13 protein-coding genes are annotated in these 14383 nt (G+C 69.5%); 10 read left to right on the forward strand and 3 right to left on the reverse strand.

The window, feature by feature from the left end; genetic code table 11:
* Positions 1-31: 31 nt before the first annotated feature.
* Entirely contained in the window at positions 32-811 is a 780-nt protein-coding gene (locus BM004_RS36160; protein WP_093135271.1) for a GntR family transcriptional regulator, read from the reverse strand.
* Between the two features lie 126 nt (positions 812-937).
* Between BM004_RS36160 and BM004_RS36165 the strand changes: the two genes are divergently transcribed.
* From BM004_RS36165 to BM004_RS36185, 5 genes are all read left to right on the forward strand, one after another.
* On the forward strand, positions 938-1219 hold the full coding sequence (locus tag BM004_RS36165; RefSeq protein ID WP_093135268.1) for a UxaA family hydrolase: 282 nt from the start codon (positions 938-940) through the stop codon (positions 1217-1219).
* Between the two features lie 53 nt (positions 1220-1272).
* Entirely contained in the window at positions 1273-2448 is a 1176-nt protein-coding gene (locus BM004_RS36170) for a UxaA family hydrolase (RefSeq protein WP_093221008.1), read from the forward strand.
* A gap of 108 nt (positions 2449-2556) precedes the next feature.
* On the forward strand, positions 2557-3489 hold the full coding sequence (locus tag BM004_RS36175) for a hydroxyacid dehydrogenase (RefSeq protein ID WP_177206727.1): 933 nt from the start codon (positions 2557-2559) through the stop codon (positions 3487-3489).
* Positions 3489-4478, forward strand: a complete 990-nt coding sequence (locus tag BM004_RS36180) for an Ldh family oxidoreductase (RefSeq protein ID WP_093221011.1) — start codon at positions 3489-3491, stop codon at positions 4476-4478. The genes BM004_RS36175 and BM004_RS36180 overlap by 1 nt, the downstream gene beginning before the upstream one ends.
* A 58-nt stretch (positions 4479-4536) precedes the next feature.
* Positions 4537-5538: a Bug family tripartite tricarboxylate transporter substrate binding protein gene (locus tag BM004_RS36185; protein ID WP_093221117.1), complete on the forward strand. Its 1002-nt coding sequence runs from the start codon at positions 4537-4539 to the stop codon at positions 5536-5538.
* 54 nt (positions 5539-5592) lie between these two features.
* Here the strand turns inward: BM004_RS36185 and BM004_RS36190 are convergent, their stop codons facing one another.
* The gene (locus BM004_RS36190) at positions 5593-6816 is read right to left on the reverse strand and encodes an acetate/propionate family kinase (RefSeq protein ID WP_093221015.1); all 1224 of its coding nucleotides are present in this window, start codon (positions 6814-6816) and stop codon (positions 5593-5595) included.
* A gap of 4 nt (positions 6817-6820) precedes the next feature.
* A complete protein-coding gene (gene xsc, locus BM004_RS36195; protein WP_093221017.1) occupies positions 6821-8653 on the reverse strand; it encodes a sulfoacetaldehyde acetyltransferase in 1833 nt (610 codons plus the stop codon).
* A gap of 183 nt (positions 8654-8836) precedes the next feature.
* Between xsc and BM004_RS36200 the strand changes: the two genes are divergently transcribed.
* From BM004_RS36200 to BM004_RS36220, 5 genes are all read left to right on the forward strand, one after another.
* Positions 8837-9664: an IclR family transcriptional regulator gene (locus BM004_RS36200; protein WP_218152771.1), complete on the forward strand. Its 828-nt coding sequence runs from the start codon at positions 8837-8839 to the stop codon at positions 9662-9664.
* Positions 9665-9691: 27 nt separating this feature from the next.
* The gene (locus BM004_RS36205; protein WP_093221022.1) at positions 9692-10678 is read left to right on the forward strand and encodes an AAA family ATPase; all 987 of its coding nucleotides are present in this window, start codon (positions 9692-9694) and stop codon (positions 10676-10678) included.
* Positions 10675-12414 (forward strand): cobaltochelatase CobT-related protein, encoded by a 1740-nt coding sequence (locus tag BM004_RS36210; protein ID WP_093221025.1) that lies wholly within the window; start codon positions 10675-10677, stop codon positions 12412-12414. The genes BM004_RS36205 and BM004_RS36210 overlap by 4 nt, the downstream gene beginning before the upstream one ends.
* A gap of 139 nt (positions 12415-12553) precedes the next feature.
* Positions 12554-13363, forward strand: a complete 810-nt coding sequence (locus BM004_RS36215; protein ID WP_093135245.1) for an IclR family transcriptional regulator — start codon at positions 12554-12556, stop codon at positions 13361-13363.
* Positions 13360-14370 carry a tripartite tricarboxylate transporter substrate binding protein gene (locus BM004_RS36220; RefSeq protein ID WP_093135243.1) on the forward strand — a complete coding sequence of 337 codons (1011 nt, stop codon included), beginning with the start codon at positions 13360-13362 and terminating at the stop codon, positions 14368-14370. The genes BM004_RS36215 and BM004_RS36220 overlap by 4 nt, the downstream gene beginning before the upstream one ends.
* The last annotated feature ends 13 nt before the right edge of the window (positions 14371-14383 follow it).

Genomic DNA, 14383 nt, shown 5'->3' on the forward strand with positions numbered 1-14383 from the left:
CTCCCGTCATCGCCGCCGGTGCATCAGCCGCCTAAGCCGGCCGCGACAGCTGGTGCACGTACTCGTAGTGCGCCGTGTGAATGGTCGACACGCGGTACTCCACCGGCTTGTCGCCGAAGGTCAGCGCGGTGCGCCGCACCTCCATCACCGGCGAGCCCGCGGCCACGCCCAGGATGCGCACCACGCTGCGGTCGGCCGTCATCGCGCGGGCGCGTTCGCGCGCCAGCGTCACGGTGATGCCGAACTCGGTCTGGTAGAGGTGGTAGATGGTGCTCGGCCGCTCGCGAAAGCGCTTCTCGGTCAGGCCCTTGAAGAGCATCGCCGGCAGCGTCAGCCGGTCGTGGATCACCGCGCGGCCCTGCAGCAGCAGGCGGTTGTCGATCTGGATCGCGGGTTCGCCGGTCTTCAGGCCCAACGCCTGCGCGGGCTCCTCGTCCATGCGCACGCGCTCGAAAGCCACCAGCTCCACCTGCGGCGCCTGGCGCAAGCCGTCGCTGCGCTCCACATGGAAGAACTGGAACATGAAGCGGTCGGCGTTGTGCACTGCAACGAAGGTGCCGCGCCCCTGCCGCCGCACGAGGATGTGCTCGGCCACCAGGTCGTCGGTGGCGTGGCGCAGCGTGCCGATCGACACGCCCAGCGCACCCGCCAGCGCGCGCTCGCTGGGCAGCGCGCTGCCCGCCGCGCAACGCCCCGACTCGATGGCGCGCAACAGCGAGCGACGCACCAGCCGGTAGAGCGGCGCACCGGCCGCGTCGGCCGGAATCGGCTCGAAGGCTGACAGCGAAGACAGGGTGTTCGATCGGCGCATGCCGCGATGTTGAGCCCGCCTCGCGATTCATACAAGTCATTCATATGACCTGTTTGACACTCGGAGACACGCGCTCGGACACTGCCCTCGCTGCAAATTTTCAGCGAGTCCGAACAGGAGACAACGATGATTCATTTCGTTCTGCACGACGCGAAGGACACGGTCGCGGTGGTGGTGGTGGAAGGCGTGAAAGCCGGCATGTCGCTCAGCGGCTGGATCATGGACGAGGACCGGATGACCAGCGTCGACGCGCGCCAGGACATCCCGATCGGCCACAAGGTCGCGCTGCGCGACATGGCGCCCGGCGACACGGTGTGGAAGTACGGCATCGACATGGGCAAGGTGGTCGCGCCGATCAAGGCGGGCGAACACGCGCACGTGCAGAACATCAAGACCAAGCGCTGGTAGGCGCCCCCGCTGCGCACCACCAGGTCCATTCCCCACGAACCCGAAAGCACCGCATGTCCATCATTTCCAAAGACACCACCTTCCTCGGCTACCGCCGCGAGAACGGCCGCGTCGGCATCCGCAACCACGTCGTCATCCTGCCGCTGGACGACCTTTCCAACGCCGCCGCCGAAGCGGTCGCGCACAACATCAAGGGCGCGCTCGCCATTCCCCACCCCTACGGCCGCCTGCAGTTCGGCGCCGACCTCGACCTGCACTTCCGCACGCTCATCGGCGCCGGCTGCAACCCCAACGTGGCCGCCGTCGTGGTCATCGGCATCGAGGACAGCTGGACGCAGAAGGTGGTCGAAGGCATCGCCACCACGGGCAAGCCGGTGGTGGGCTTCGGCATCGAGGGCCACGGCGACCACGACACCATCCTGCGTGCCAGCAAGGTGGCGCGCGCGTTCGTGCAGGCCGCCAGCGAGAAGCAGCGCGAGCCCTGCGCCATCCACGAGCTGTGGGTGTCCACCAAGTGCGGCGAGAGCGACACCACCTCGGGCTGCGGCTCCAACCCCACCGTGGGCAACGCCTTCGACAAGCTCTACGAGACCGGCAACACGCTGGTGTTCGGCGAGACCTCCGAGATCACCGGCGGCGAGCGCATCGTGGCCGAGCGCTGCCGCACGCCGGAGGTGAAGGAGCGCTTCATGTTCATGTTCGACCGCTACCAGGCCATGATCAACCGCCACAAGACCAGCGACCTGTCGGACTCGCAGCCCACCAAGGGCAACATCGCGGGCGGCCTCACGACCATCGAGGAGAAGGCGCTGGGCAACATCCAGAAGATCGGCAAGAAGTGCCTGGTCGACGGTGTGCTCGACAAGGCCGAGGTGCCGACCGGCCCGGGCCTGTGGTTCATGGACTCCTCGAGCGCGGCGGCCGAGATGGTCACGCTGTGCGCGGCCTCGGGCTATGCGGTGCACTTCTTTCCCACGGGCCAGGGCAACGTCATCGGCAACCCGATTCTTCCGGTCATCAAGATCTGCGCCAACCCGCGCACCGTGCGGCTCATGAGCGAGCACGTCGACGTCGACACCTCGGGCCTGCTGCAGCGCGAGATGACGCTCGACCAGGCCGGCGACCAGTTGCTCGAATGCATGCTGCGCACGGCCAACGGCCGGCTCACCGCGGCCGAGGCGCTGGGCCATCGCGAGTTCGTGATGACGCGGCTCTACGAATCGGCCTGAACGCGGCCGAGCGCCCCACGGGCCGCCGGCACCGTGCCGCGGCCCGCCCCGCGCGCAGCACCTTCGGCGTGCTGCGCGCCCGCACACACCCAGGCCATCGAGGATTGCATGAAGAGAAGAATCGTCATTGCGGAATTCATGGACGAGGCTGCGGTTGCGCAGCTTCGCGCACAACACGACGTGCTGTACGACCCCCACCTGGTGGACGACGGCGCCCGCCTGCACCGCGAGGCGCCCGGTGCCGACGCGCTCATCGTGCGCAACCGCACGCAGGTGCGCGGCGAACTGCTGGACGCGCTCGCGCGCTGCCGGGCGGTGGGCCGCCTGGGCGTGGGGCTGGACAACATCGACGTGCCCGGCTGCGAGGCGCGCGGCATGCGCGTGATTCCGGCCACGGGCGCCAATGCGCTGAGCGTGGCCGAATACGTGATCGCCAGCGCGATGCTGCTGCTGCGCGGCGCCTGTGCGTGCACGCCCGCCGTGGCGTCGGGCCGCTGGCCGCGCGCGGCGCTGTCGAACGGGCGCGAGCTGTCGGGCAAGACGCTGGGGCTGGTGGGCTTCGGCGCCATCGGCCAGCTGACCGCGCGGCTGGCCGGCGCGCTGGGCATGCCGGCCATCGCCTTCGACGCGGTGATGGACGCAAGCCATCCCGCGTTCGCGCAAGGCGGCGTGCGCTGCTGCGCCACGCTCGACGAACTGCTCGCGCAGGCCGACGTGGTGAGCCTGCACCTGCCGCTGGTCGATTCCACGCGCGGGCTCTTCGGTGCGGCGCGCATTGCCACCATGAAGCCGGCCGCCGTGCTCGTCAACAGCGCGCGCGGCGGCATCGTCGACGAGGTGGCGCTGGCGCAGGCGCTGCGCGAAGGCCGGCTCGGCGGTGCGGCGCTCGACGTGTTCGACACCGAGCCGCTCGCGGCCTCGCCGCATTTCGAGGATTGCCCCAACCTGCTGCTGACGCCGCACATCGCGGGCGTGACCATCGAGTCGAACGAGCGCGTGAGCCAGCTCATCGCGCAGAAGGTGCTGGAGGCCTTGCACTGATGGCCACGCTCAACCTGCAACAGGCGCGCGACGCGGTCGCACAGGCGCTGCGCGCCGCGGGCGCGAACGACACCATGGCCGGCGCCACGGCGCGCGCGCTGGTGCTGGCCGAGGCGCAAGGCATAGGCTCGCACGGCCTGAGCCGCGTCGCGCAATACACCACCCACCTGCGCAACGGCCGCGTGAACGGCAACGCGGTGCCCACGCTGCGCCACGCCAAGGGCGGCGCGGCGCTGATCGACGCGCACGAGGGCCTGGCTTTCGCGGCCTGCGAGATGGCGGTGGCCGAGGCCATTGCGCGGGCGCGCGAGTTCGGCATCAGCATCGCGGGGGTCGCCAACAGCCACCACTGCGGCGTGGTCGTCGACCACCTGCGCGCGGCGGCCGCGGCGGGCATGGTCGGGCTGGGCTTCGCCAACTCGCCGGCCGCGATGCCGGCGGCGGGCGGCAGGCACCCGATCTTCGGCACCAACCCGGTGGCGGCCGTGTTCCCGCGGCGCGATGCCGCGCCGCTGATGATCGACCTGAGCCTCTCCGAAGCGGCACGCGGCAAGGTCATGGTCGCGGCGAAACAGGGCAAGCCCATTCCCGTAGGTTGGGCGCTCGACAAGGAAGGCCGCCCCACCACCGACGCACAGGCCGCGCTCGAAGGCTCGATGCTGCCGGTCGGTGCCGCCAGCAGCCCCAAGGGCGCGATGCTCGCACTGGTGGTGGAGCTGCTGGTGACCGCGCTCATCGGCGCGCAGTTCGGCTTCGAGGCCTCGAGCTTCTTCGAGGACGCGGGCAACCGCCCGCGCATCGGCCAGGCCTTCATCGTCATCGACCCCGGCGCGCTGGCCGGGTCGGCGGGCTACCTCGACCGCATCGAGGTGCTGGTGAGCGAAATGCTCCGCGACGAAGGCGTGCGGCTGCCCGGCGCGCGGCGCGAACACCTGCGGCTGGAGGCCGAACAGAAAGGAATCGCCGTACCCGACGCGCTGCTGGGCTGAGCTGGCCCGCGCGGCGCCGTGAGTTCCCACAACAAAAGGAGACAAGACGATGAAAAGCATGCAACGACGCGAGGTGCTGCGGCACGCCGCGGCCATGAGCGCCATGGGGGCCATGGGCGCGATGGGCACACTGGTCCCCGCGATGGGTTGGGCGCAGGGCACCGACTACCCCCGCTCCGACGCGACCATCCGCTACGTGGTGCCCTTCCTGGCCGGCGGGCTCACCGACGTCATGGCGCGCCAGGTCGGCCAGCAGCTCGGCGAGCACTGGAAGGTCAGCGTGGTGGTGGACAACAAGCCCGGCGGCAACGGCCAGATCGGCGCCGACGTGGTGGCCAAGGCCGCGCCCGACGGCAACACGCTGCTGGCGATCACGCTGACGCACGCCGCCAACGTGACGCTGTTTCCCAAGTCGCCCTTCAACTTCCAGAAAGACCTGCGCCCCGTGGCGCTGATGGCGGGCAGCCCGATGCTGATCGTGGTGCCGGCGTCCAGCCCCATCCACGACCTGAAGGACCTGATGGCGCAGTCGAAGACGCGCAAGCTCAACGCCGGCTCCAGCGGCAGCGGCACGCCGCCGCACCTGACGCTCGCGCTCTTCAACGACCTGAACAAGTCGGCCATCCAGCACGTGCCCTACAAGGGCGGCTCGGCGTCGATGACCGACCTGATCGGCGGGCAGCTCGACATCGTGTTCTCCAACTACCCCGAGTCGATCCCTCACGTGAAGGGCGGCAAGCTGCGCGCGCTCGCCATTGCCAGCAAGACGCGCTACCCCGCGCTGCCCGATGTGCCGACCACGGCCGAAGCGGGCATGCCCGCGCTGCTGGTGGAGAACTGGACCGGCATGATGGCGCCCGCCGGCATGCCCGATGCGGCCGTGCAGAAACTGGGCGCGGAGGTGGTGAAGATCATGGGCGCGCCCGACATCGCCGAGCGCATGCGCCAGCAGGGCTTCAGCATCGATGCGCGCGGGCCCGACCGGTTCGCGGCCTTTCTCAACGACGAGATCGCGCGCTGGGCGCAGGTGATCAAGTCGGCGGCGATCCAGCCGAGTTGAAACCGACTCGCTGGCGGGCCAGGCGGATCAAGCGGATCAAGCGGATCAGGCGGCTCAGGCGTGCAGCACGCGCGCCGTGTGCCGCGCGATCACCGCTTCCTCGTCGGTGCGCAGCACCCACGCGCTCACCGGGCTCTCGGCGGTACTGAGCCGGGCGGCGCCGCCGCGGTTGGCGGCCGCGTCGACGTGCACGCCCAGCCATTCGCAGTCTTCGAGGATGCGTTCGCGCAGCGGTGCGGCGTTCTCGCCGATGCCGCCGGTGAACACGATGGCATCCACACCGCGCAGCGCGCCCGCGAGGCTGCCCATGTGCTGGACGACCTGCTCGGCGAAATGCCCGATGGCCTGCGCCGCGGCAGGCGCGCTCGACGCCTCGAGCGCGCGCATGTCGCTCGACACGCCCGACATGCCGAGCAGACCCGATTCGCGGAACAGCAGCTTCTCGACATCGTCGGGCGACATGCCGCGCGAGCGCAGCAGGTACAGCACCACGGCCGCGTCGATGTGGCCGCAGCGCGTGCCCATCGTCAGCCCGTCGAGCGGAGAAAAAGTCATCGTCGTGGCGACCGAGCGGCCTTGCCGCATGCCGCACATCGACGCGCCGTTGCCCAGGTGCGCGACGATCACGCGCTTTTGCGCCAGCTCGGGCGCGATGGCGCCGAACTGCGCCACGATCGATTCGTAAGACAGGCCGTGAAAGCCGTAGCGCCGCACGCCCGCGTCATGCAGCTCGCGCGGCAGCGCGAAGCGCCGGTTGACCTCGGGCTGCACCGCGTGAAAGGCCGTGTCGAAGCATGCCACCTGCGGCACGCCTTCGAACGCCGCCATGGCCGCGCGCACGCCCGCCAGGTTGTGCGGCTGGTGCAGCGGCGCCAAGGGTTCGAGCCTGGCCAGCGCATCGAGCAAGGCCGCATCGACACGCACCGGCGCCACGAAGTCCGTGCCGCCGTGCACGATGCGGTGCCCCACCGCCGCAATGCGGCCGCCCTCGCCCTCTCCCTCTCCCTCGCTCTCGCTCTCCTTCGCATGCCATTCGAGCAAGGCGGCCAGCGCCCCCTGGTGCGAGGCCTGCCCGCCGTCGAGCGCTTCGTCGAGCAGCGTCTGCCCCTGCGCATCGCGCACGCGCAGCCGCGCCTTCAGGCCCGCCCCCAGGCCGTCGGCCTGGCCCGACCAGCGTGCCGACGGCAACGCGTCGCCGCCACCCGGAGCGGCCGCATCGAACAATGCGACCTTGATGGACGAGGAGCCCGCGTTGAGCGTCAGCAGCGAATCGGTCATGGGTTCAGACGTAATCCTTGTACTTGTCCAGGAATCGTACCGGCTTGGCCAGCGCGTCGCGGCGGAACGGGTCGCCCAGTTCGCGCGTGCACATGATCTCGATGACGCAGGTCTTGCCTTCCTTCATCTGCATGTCGATGGCTTTCTTCAGCGCCGGGCCCACGTCCTCGATCCTGTCGACCACGATGCCCTCGGCGCCCATGGCCTTGGCGATGCCCGCGAAGCTCTCGCTCTCGAGCTCGCCGGCCACGAAGCGGCGGTTGTAGAAGTCGACCTGGTTCTTCTTCTCCGCGCCCCACTGGCGGTTGTGGAAGACCACGGCCGTCACCGGAATGTCGTGGCGCACGGCCGTCATGATTTCCACCATGCTCATGCCCCAGGCGCCGTCGCCCGCATAGGCCACGGCCGGGCGGTCGGGCGCCGCGCACTTGGCGCCGATCATGGTGGGCAGCGAGTAGCCGCAGTTGCCGAAGCTCATCGGCGCGAAGAAGCTGCGCGGCTCCTCGAAGCGCAGGTAGCTGTTGGCAATGGCGTTGATGTTGCCGATGTCGGTGGAGACCATCACGCGCGGCGGCATGGCCTTCTCGAGTTCGCGCAGCACCTGGCGCGGGTGCAGGTAGCTGCCGCCGGTGGGTGTCTTCTCGCCCTTGGCTTCCTCGATGGCGTCCAGGCTGAACTGGTCGCGCTCGTGGGTCCACTCGTCGAGCTCCTTTTCCCACGCGGCCTTCTCGGCCTTGATCTTGTCGGCGCGCTCGGCCTTGCTGGCGTCGCAGGCCAGCGTCTTGCCCTGCAGGCGCTTGAGCAGCTCCTTGGCCGTGGCCTTGGCGTCGCCGTGAATGCCCACGGTGATCTTCTTCACCAGCCCGAGGTTGGTGTGGTCGGCCTCGACCTGGATGATCTTCGCGTCCTTCGGCCAGTAGTCCATGCCGTGCTGCGGCAGCGTGCCGAACGGACCCATGCGCGAACCCAGCGCGAGCACCACGTCGGCCTGCGCGATGAGCTTCATCGCGGCCTTGGAGCCCTGGTAGCCCAGCGGGCCGGCCCACAGCGGGTGGCTCGCGGGGAAGGAGTCGTTGCGCAGGTAGCCGTTGGCCACCGGCGCGCCCAGGCGTTCGGCCAGCGCCTTGCACTCTTTCACCGCGTCGCCCATGACCACGCCGCCGCCCGACAGGATCACCGGGAACTTGGCCGAGGCCAGCAGTTCGACGGCCGCGTTCAGGCTGTTCTCGCCGCCCGAGCCGCGCTCCACGCGCATCGGCTTGGGAATCTCGGTGGTGAGCTCGCCGTAGAAGTAGTCGCGCGGAATGTTGAGCTGCGTCGGGCCCATCTCGGAGATGGCGCGGTCGAAGCAGCGCGCCGTGTACTCGGCCATGCGCTTGGGGTTGTTCACATGGCCCTGGTACTTGGTGAACTCCTGGAACATCGGCAGCTGGTTGGCTTCCTGGAAGCCGCCCAGGCCCATGCCCATGGTGCCGGTCTCGGGCGTGATCATCACCACCGGGCTGTGCGCCCAGTAGGCCGCGGCCACGGCCGTCACGCAGTTGCTGATGCCGGGGCCGTTCTGCCCGATCACCACGCCGTGGCGGCCCGACACGCGCGCATAGCCGTCGGCCATGTGGGCACCGCCCTGCTCGTGCACCACCGGCACCAGGCGGATGCCGGCGGGCGCGAAGATGTCCATCGCGTCCATGAAGGCCGAGCCCATGATGCCGAAGATGTCGGTCACGCCGTTGGCGACCATGGTCTCGACGAAGGCCTCGGAGGGGGTCATCTTCTGCACGCCCGTGACGGCTTCACGCGAAGGCTGGGCGGGGGCTGCGGGTTGCTTCTGGCTCATGGAAAGCGTCTCCTGAAGGATGTGGCGATCGGTTGCCGGTGGTCCGGCGCTTTGAAACTTCGGAACTCCTTGTTCCGAAATTCATTCCGGCGGAATATAGGACGGCATCCGGCTGGCGTCAAACAATTTACAAAAAACGGTACGCCATGTCTCTTTTTTTGTAAAACACCTATGATCCGGCCCATGAAGATCGTCAAAGGGCTCCCCATGCAAGCAGCCGAGCCGCCCGCCACGGGGGGGGACACGCCCACCATGCGCCTGTTCGCGCTGCTCGAGGTCATGGCCGCGAAGGACCAGCGCTATTCGCTGCAGGGCCTGGTGGAAGAAACCGGCATGCCCAAGCCCACGCTGCACCGCATGCTGCAGCAGCTCGAAGGCTCGGGCCTGTTGCAGCGCGAAGGCGACGGCCGGCACTACGGCATCGGCACGCGGCTGCGGCGGCTGGCCGAGAACCTGCTGCTCAACGACAGCCTGCACGGTGCGCGCCATACGGTGCTGCGTCAACTGGTCGAGGAAATCGGCGAGAGCTGCAACCTCACGGCGCTCTCGGGCAGCGAGGTGGTGTACCTCGACCGCGTGGAGACCGCCGCGCCGCTGCGCTTCTACCTGCACTCGGGCTCGCGCGTGCCGGCGCACTGCTCGGCCAGCGGCAAGATCTTTCTGTCGCAGATGAGCGCCGCGCAGCGCCGCCGCCTGCTGTCGAACGCGCCGCTGGAGGCCTACACCGCGAAGACGCTGACCAACCCCGAGGCGCTCGAGAAAGAAGTGCAGCGCGTGCGCAAGGACGGCTACGCCATCGACCACGAAGAATTCCTGCCCGGCCTGCTGTGCATCGCCACGCTGGTGCCTTCGGGCGACGACGCGCCTTCCAACCTGTGCATTGCCGTGCAGGCGCCGGTGATGCGGCTCGACGCGGCCAGGGCGAAGACGCTGCTGCCCGCATTGCAGCGCGCGGCGCAGGCGCTCAGCCGCATCGACGCCGGCGCGGCCACCGACCGCGCACAGGCCTGACCCCTTTCACAGAAAGAAAGCCTCCCCGTGACCGATACAGCAGAACTCCGCCCGGACAGGTTGCTCAGCGTGCGCGAGGTGTTCGGCATTGACACCGACCTGCAGGTGCCCGCCTTCAGCGAACGCGACGACCACGTGCCCGAGGTCGACGCCGTCTATCGCTTCAACCCCGACGTGACGCTCGCCATCCTCGCGGGCTTCATGCGCGACCGGCGCGTGATGGTGCAGGGGCTGCACGGCACCGGCAAGTCGACCCACATCGAGCAGGTGGCGGCGCGGCTGAACTGGCCCTGCGTGCGCCTGAACCTCGACGGCCACATCAGCCGGCTCGACCTCGTCGGCAAGGATGCCGTGGTGCTGCGCGAAGGCCAGCAGGTCACGGAGTTCCAGGAAGGCATCGTGCCCTGGGCGCTGCAGCGGCCCGTGGCGCTGATCTTCGACGAGTACGACGCGGGCCGGCCCGACGTGATGTTCGTCATCCAGCGCGTCCTGGAGCGCGACGGCAAGTTCACGCTGATGGACCAGAACAAGGTGCTGCGCCCGCACCCGTTCTTTCGCCTGTTCGCCACGGCCAACACGGTGGGCCTGGGCAACCTGAACGGCCTGTACCACGGCGCGCAGCGGCTCAACCACGCGCAGATCGACCGCTGGAACATCGTCGCCTCGCTCAACTACCTGCCGGCCGCGGAAGAAATCGCCATCGTGCAGGCGCGCGTGCCGTCGCTGGCCGATGCGGCGGGCACGAAGCTGGTCGCGTCGATGGTGGCCGTGGCCGACCTCACGCGCAAGGGCTTCGCGGCGGGCGACCTGTCCACCCTGATGTCGCCGCGCACGGTCATCACCTGGGCCGAGAACGTCGAGATCTTCAAGGACCCGGCGCTGGCGTTCCGGCTGTCGTTCGTCAACAAGTGCGACGACGCCGAGCGGCCGCTGGTGGCCGAGTACTTCCAGCGCTGCTTCGACCGCGAACTGCAGGAGTCCCACCAGCTCACCTCGCCGGGCCCGCGCGAATGACCGGCACGCCTGCATCGGCCAGCGCCATGCAGCGCAGGGTGCGGCAGGAGGAGCAGGTGGCCGAGCTCTGCGCGGGCGTGGTGCGCGCCTTCAGCGGCGAGCGCGACCTGCACTTTCGCGGCCGGCGCCTGCACCGCGGCCGCGTCGCGCTGCCGTGGTTCGCGCCGCACCTGCACCCTTCGCCCGACACCGACGACTTCGCTTCGTTTCGCGGCGTGGCCGACGGGCTGGCGCTGCGGCTGTCGCAGTCCGACGCGGCGCTGCACGACAGCCTGCGCCCCGAAGAACCCGTCGAACGCATGCTGTTCGAGATGCTCGAGCAGTTCCGCGCCGAAGCCATGGCGCCGGAGGCCATGGTGGGCATGCGCCGCAACCTGCGCCACCGGCACGAACAATGGTCGCTGGCCTTCCACCACTCGGGCCTGACCGACACCGCGCGCGGCCTGCTGCTGTACGCGGTGGCGCAGATCTGCCGCGCCCGCGTCAGCGGCGAGCAGGTGGTGGAAGAAACCGAAGACATGCTCGAGGCCACGCGCTTCGCGCTCGCGCCGCTCATCGGCCATGCGCTGGCGGGCCTGCGCCGCGACCGCACCGACCAGGCCGCCTATGCCGTGCATGCGCTCGCCATCGCGCGCACCGTGGCCGCGATGCTGCACGAGGCCGGCGAAGAAAGCAGCGCGGCACGCGACCCGCACGTGGACGACAAGCGCAGCGTGTTCAGCCTGGTCGCCGACATGGACCAGGAGATCATTGAGCGCTTCACCACCGCCGAGTCGGGCCGCAGCGCGGTGCTCGACGACGCGGGCGGCGCCTACCGCGTCTTCACCACCGCCTGCGACCGCGAACACGACGCCGCCACGCTCGCACGCAAGGAGGTGCTGGCCGACCACCGCGAGAAGCTCGACCGCCGCATTGCCGCGCAGGGCGTGAACATCGCCCGCCTCGCGCGCGAACTGAGCGCGCTGCTGGCCGAGCCCGAGCGCGACGGCTGGGACGGCGGACAGGAAGAAGGCCTCATCGACGGCCGCCGGCTCGCGCAGCTGGTCGCCTCGCCCACCGAGCGCCGCCTGTTCCGCACCGAGCGCATGGCGCCCGTGGCCGATTGCATCGTCACCTTTCTCATCGACTGCTCGGGCTCGATGAAGGAGCATGCGGAGTCGGTCGCGATGATGGCCGACGTGTTCGCACGCGCGCTCGAACAGGCCGGCGTGGCCAGCGAGGTGCTGGGCTTCACCACCGGCGCATGGAACGGCGGGCGCGCGCAACGCGAGTGGGTGCGTGCCGGCCGCCCGCCCCACCCCGGCCGGCTGAACGAGCGCTGCCACATCGTCTTCAAGGCCGCGGCCACGCCCTGGCGCCGCGCGCGCCCGGCCATGGCCGCGCTGCTGAAGGCCGACCTGTTCCGCGAAGGCATCGACGGCGAGGCGGTCGACTGGGCCTGCGTGCGCCTTCGCCAGCGCAGCGAGGCGCGCAAGCTGCTGCTGGTGATTTCCGACGGCTCGCCGATGGACAGCGCCACCCACCTGGCCAACGACGCGCACTACCTCGACCACCACCTGCGCGACGTGGTGGCGCGCCAGGAACAGCGCGGCGACATCGCCATTGCCGGTATCGGCGTGGGCCTCGACCTGAGCCCGTACTACAGCCGCAGCCATGTGCTGGACCTGGCAACTTCGAGCGGCAACACCCTCTTCCGCGAGGTGATCGAACTCATGGCGGGGCGGCACCGGCGTTGAGACTTTTGGCTACCCAAGCCCTTAGGCGTTTGGCATTACATCCAAGTCCCTGATTGACAAAGGGGCCCCGGCATTCCTACATTGCGTTTCAAATCCAAGAACGACGTTCCAGTATTTGGAACATCGGAGACGACAACACATGGACTCCACGCTTGCCAAGGGCCTCGCCGCCATCGAATGGATGGCGCGGCAGCAGCGCGACTGCCGCGTCACCGACCTGGCACAGGCCTTCGGCATGGCGCGCAGCAACGCGCACCGCACGCTGCAGACGCTGGTCGAATGCGGCTGGGCCGTGCAGGACGCGGGCACCAGCGCCTACAGGCCCAGCCTGAAGCTCTTCGAGCTCGGCGCGCTGGTGGGCGAAGCGGCCGACGTGGGCGCGCTGCTGCGCCCGCACCTGGCAGCGCTTGCGCAGGCCACGGGCGAGACCATTCACCTGGCGGTGCTCGACGGCGCGGAAATCGTCTACCTCGACAAGTTCGACAGCCCGCTGCCGGTGGCCGCGTATTCGCGCGTCGGTGGCCGCGCGGCGGCCTGCTGCGTGGCCTCGGGCAAGGCGCTGCTTGCCGCGGCGTCGCTCGACACGGCCGCGCTGCGGCAGCGCCTGGGCGCGCTGGTGGCACACACGAAGAACAGCATCACCGACTTCGATGCGCTCTCTCTTGAACTGGCGCGCACGCGGGCACGCGGCTATGCCGAGAACCGCGAGGAATGGCGCCTGGGCGTCTGCGGTCTCGGCGTGCCGGTGTTCAACGCGCGCGGCGACGCCGTGGCGGCGGTGGGCATGAGCGTGCCCTCGATCCGCTTCGCGCGCACGCAGGCACGCGGGCTGGCCGGCCACATCACGGCCTGCGCGCGCGATGCCAGCGCAACGCTCGGCTACCGCGCAAGCGCGGCAACGTCTGCAGGCGCCAGTGCGAACACACCAAAGAGAAGGAGACTCGAATGAAGCTGTTCCCCGTTCCCTGGCTGCGCGCCGGCCTGACGGCCTTCGCAACGCTGTCCGCGCTTGCCGTGCCGCTTGCCATGCCCTTCGCCGCGCATGCCGACAACGGCGGCGACTACCCCAACAAGCCGATCCGCCTGATCGTGCCCTACCCGCCCGGCGGCGGCACCGACGTGATCGCGCGCATCGTGCAGGAGCGCTTCCAGACGCTGCTGGGCCAGCCGGTGCTCATCGACAACCGCGGCGGCGCGGCAGGCTCCATCGGCACCGAGGTGGTGGCCAAGTCGGCGCCCGACGGCTACACGGTGCTGTTCACGCTGTCGTCGCACACCATCAACCCCGCCATCTACAACAAGCTGAGCTTCGACACCGCGAAAGACTTCGCGCCGGTCGGCATGGTCGCCTCGCTGCCGCAGATCCTGGTGGCCAACCCGCAATTTCCGCCGAACACCGTGGCCGAACTGGTCGCGCTGGCCAAGGCCAAGCCCGACAGCATTTCCTTCGCGTCGGTGGGCAACGGCTCGCCCGGGCACCTGGCGGGCGAGCTGCTGAAGCTGCGCACCGGCACGCACATGACGCACATTCCCTACCGCGGCGGCGGCCCGGCCGTCACCGACGTGATGGGCGGACAGGTGCCGCTGCTGTGGGTGTCCATTCCGGCCGCCGCGCAGTTCGTGAAGGCCGGCAAGCTGAAGGCGCTCGCGGTGTCCACCACCAAGCGCAGCGCGGCCTTCCCCGACGTGCCGACGATGCAGGAGGCCGGCATTGCCGACTTCGACGTCGACTCGTGGTACGCCGTGTTCGTGCCCGCCAAGACACCGCAGCCCGCCATCGCCAAGCTCAACCGCGTCATCAACACCGTGGTGAAGGAACCGGACATCCGCGACAAGCTGCTGGCGCAAGGCAGCGAAGGCGTGGGCGGCACGCCGGAGCAGCTCGGCAAGGTGGTCAGCACCGAACTCGTGCGCTGGCAGAAGCTGGCCAAGGAAGCCAGCATCAAAGTCGACTGACCGACACAGAGAC

The sequence above is a fragment of the Variovorax sp. OK212 genome (genome assembly GCF_900112425.1).
Classification (GTDB): Bacteria; Pseudomonadota; Gammaproteobacteria; order Burkholderiales; family Burkholderiaceae_C; genus Variovorax.

Bases quoted from the DNA above. Each gene is read 5' to 3' on its own strand.
- BM004_RS36160 (WP_093135271.1), bottom strand. From the start codon at position 811: ATGCGCCGATCGAACACCCTGTCTTCGCTGTCAGCCTTCGAGCCGATT.
- BM004_RS36165 (WP_093135268.1), top strand. From the start codon at position 938: ATGATTCATTTCGTTCTGCACGACGCGAAGGACACGGTCGCGGTGGTG.
- BM004_RS36170 (WP_093221008.1), top strand. From the start codon at position 1,273: ATGTCCATCATTTCCAAAGACACCACCTTCCTCGGCTACCGCCGCGAG.
- BM004_RS36175 (WP_177206727.1), top strand. From the start codon at position 2,557: ATGAAGAGAAGAATCGTCATTGCGGAATTCATGGACGAGGCTGCGGTT.
- BM004_RS36180 (WP_093221011.1), top strand. From the start codon at position 3,489: ATGGCCACGCTCAACCTGCAACAGGCGCGCGACGCGGTCGCACAGGCG.
- BM004_RS36185 (WP_093221117.1), top strand. From the start codon at position 4,537: ATGCAACGACGCGAGGTGCTGCGGCACGCCGCGGCCATGAGCGCCATG.
- BM004_RS36190 (WP_093221015.1), bottom strand. From the start codon at position 6,816: ATGACCGATTCGCTGCTGACGCTCAACGCGGGCTCCTCGTCCATCAAG.
- xsc (WP_093221017.1), bottom strand. From the start codon at position 8,653: ATGAGCCAGAAGCAACCCGCAGCCCCCGCCCAGCCTTCGCGTGAAGCC.
- BM004_RS36200 (WP_218152771.1), top strand. From the start codon at position 8,837: ATGAAGATCGTCAAAGGGCTCCCCATGCAAGCAGCCGAGCCGCCCGCC.
- BM004_RS36210 (WP_093221025.1), top strand. From the start codon at position 10,675: ATGACCGGCACGCCTGCATCGGCCAGCGCCATGCAGCGCAGGGTGCGG.
- BM004_RS36215 (WP_093135245.1), top strand. From the start codon at position 12,554: ATGGACTCCACGCTTGCCAAGGGCCTCGCCGCCATCGAATGGATGGCG.
- BM004_RS36220 (WP_093135243.1), top strand. From the start codon at position 13,360: ATGAAGCTGTTCCCCGTTCCCTGGCTGCGCGCCGGCCTGACGGCCTTC.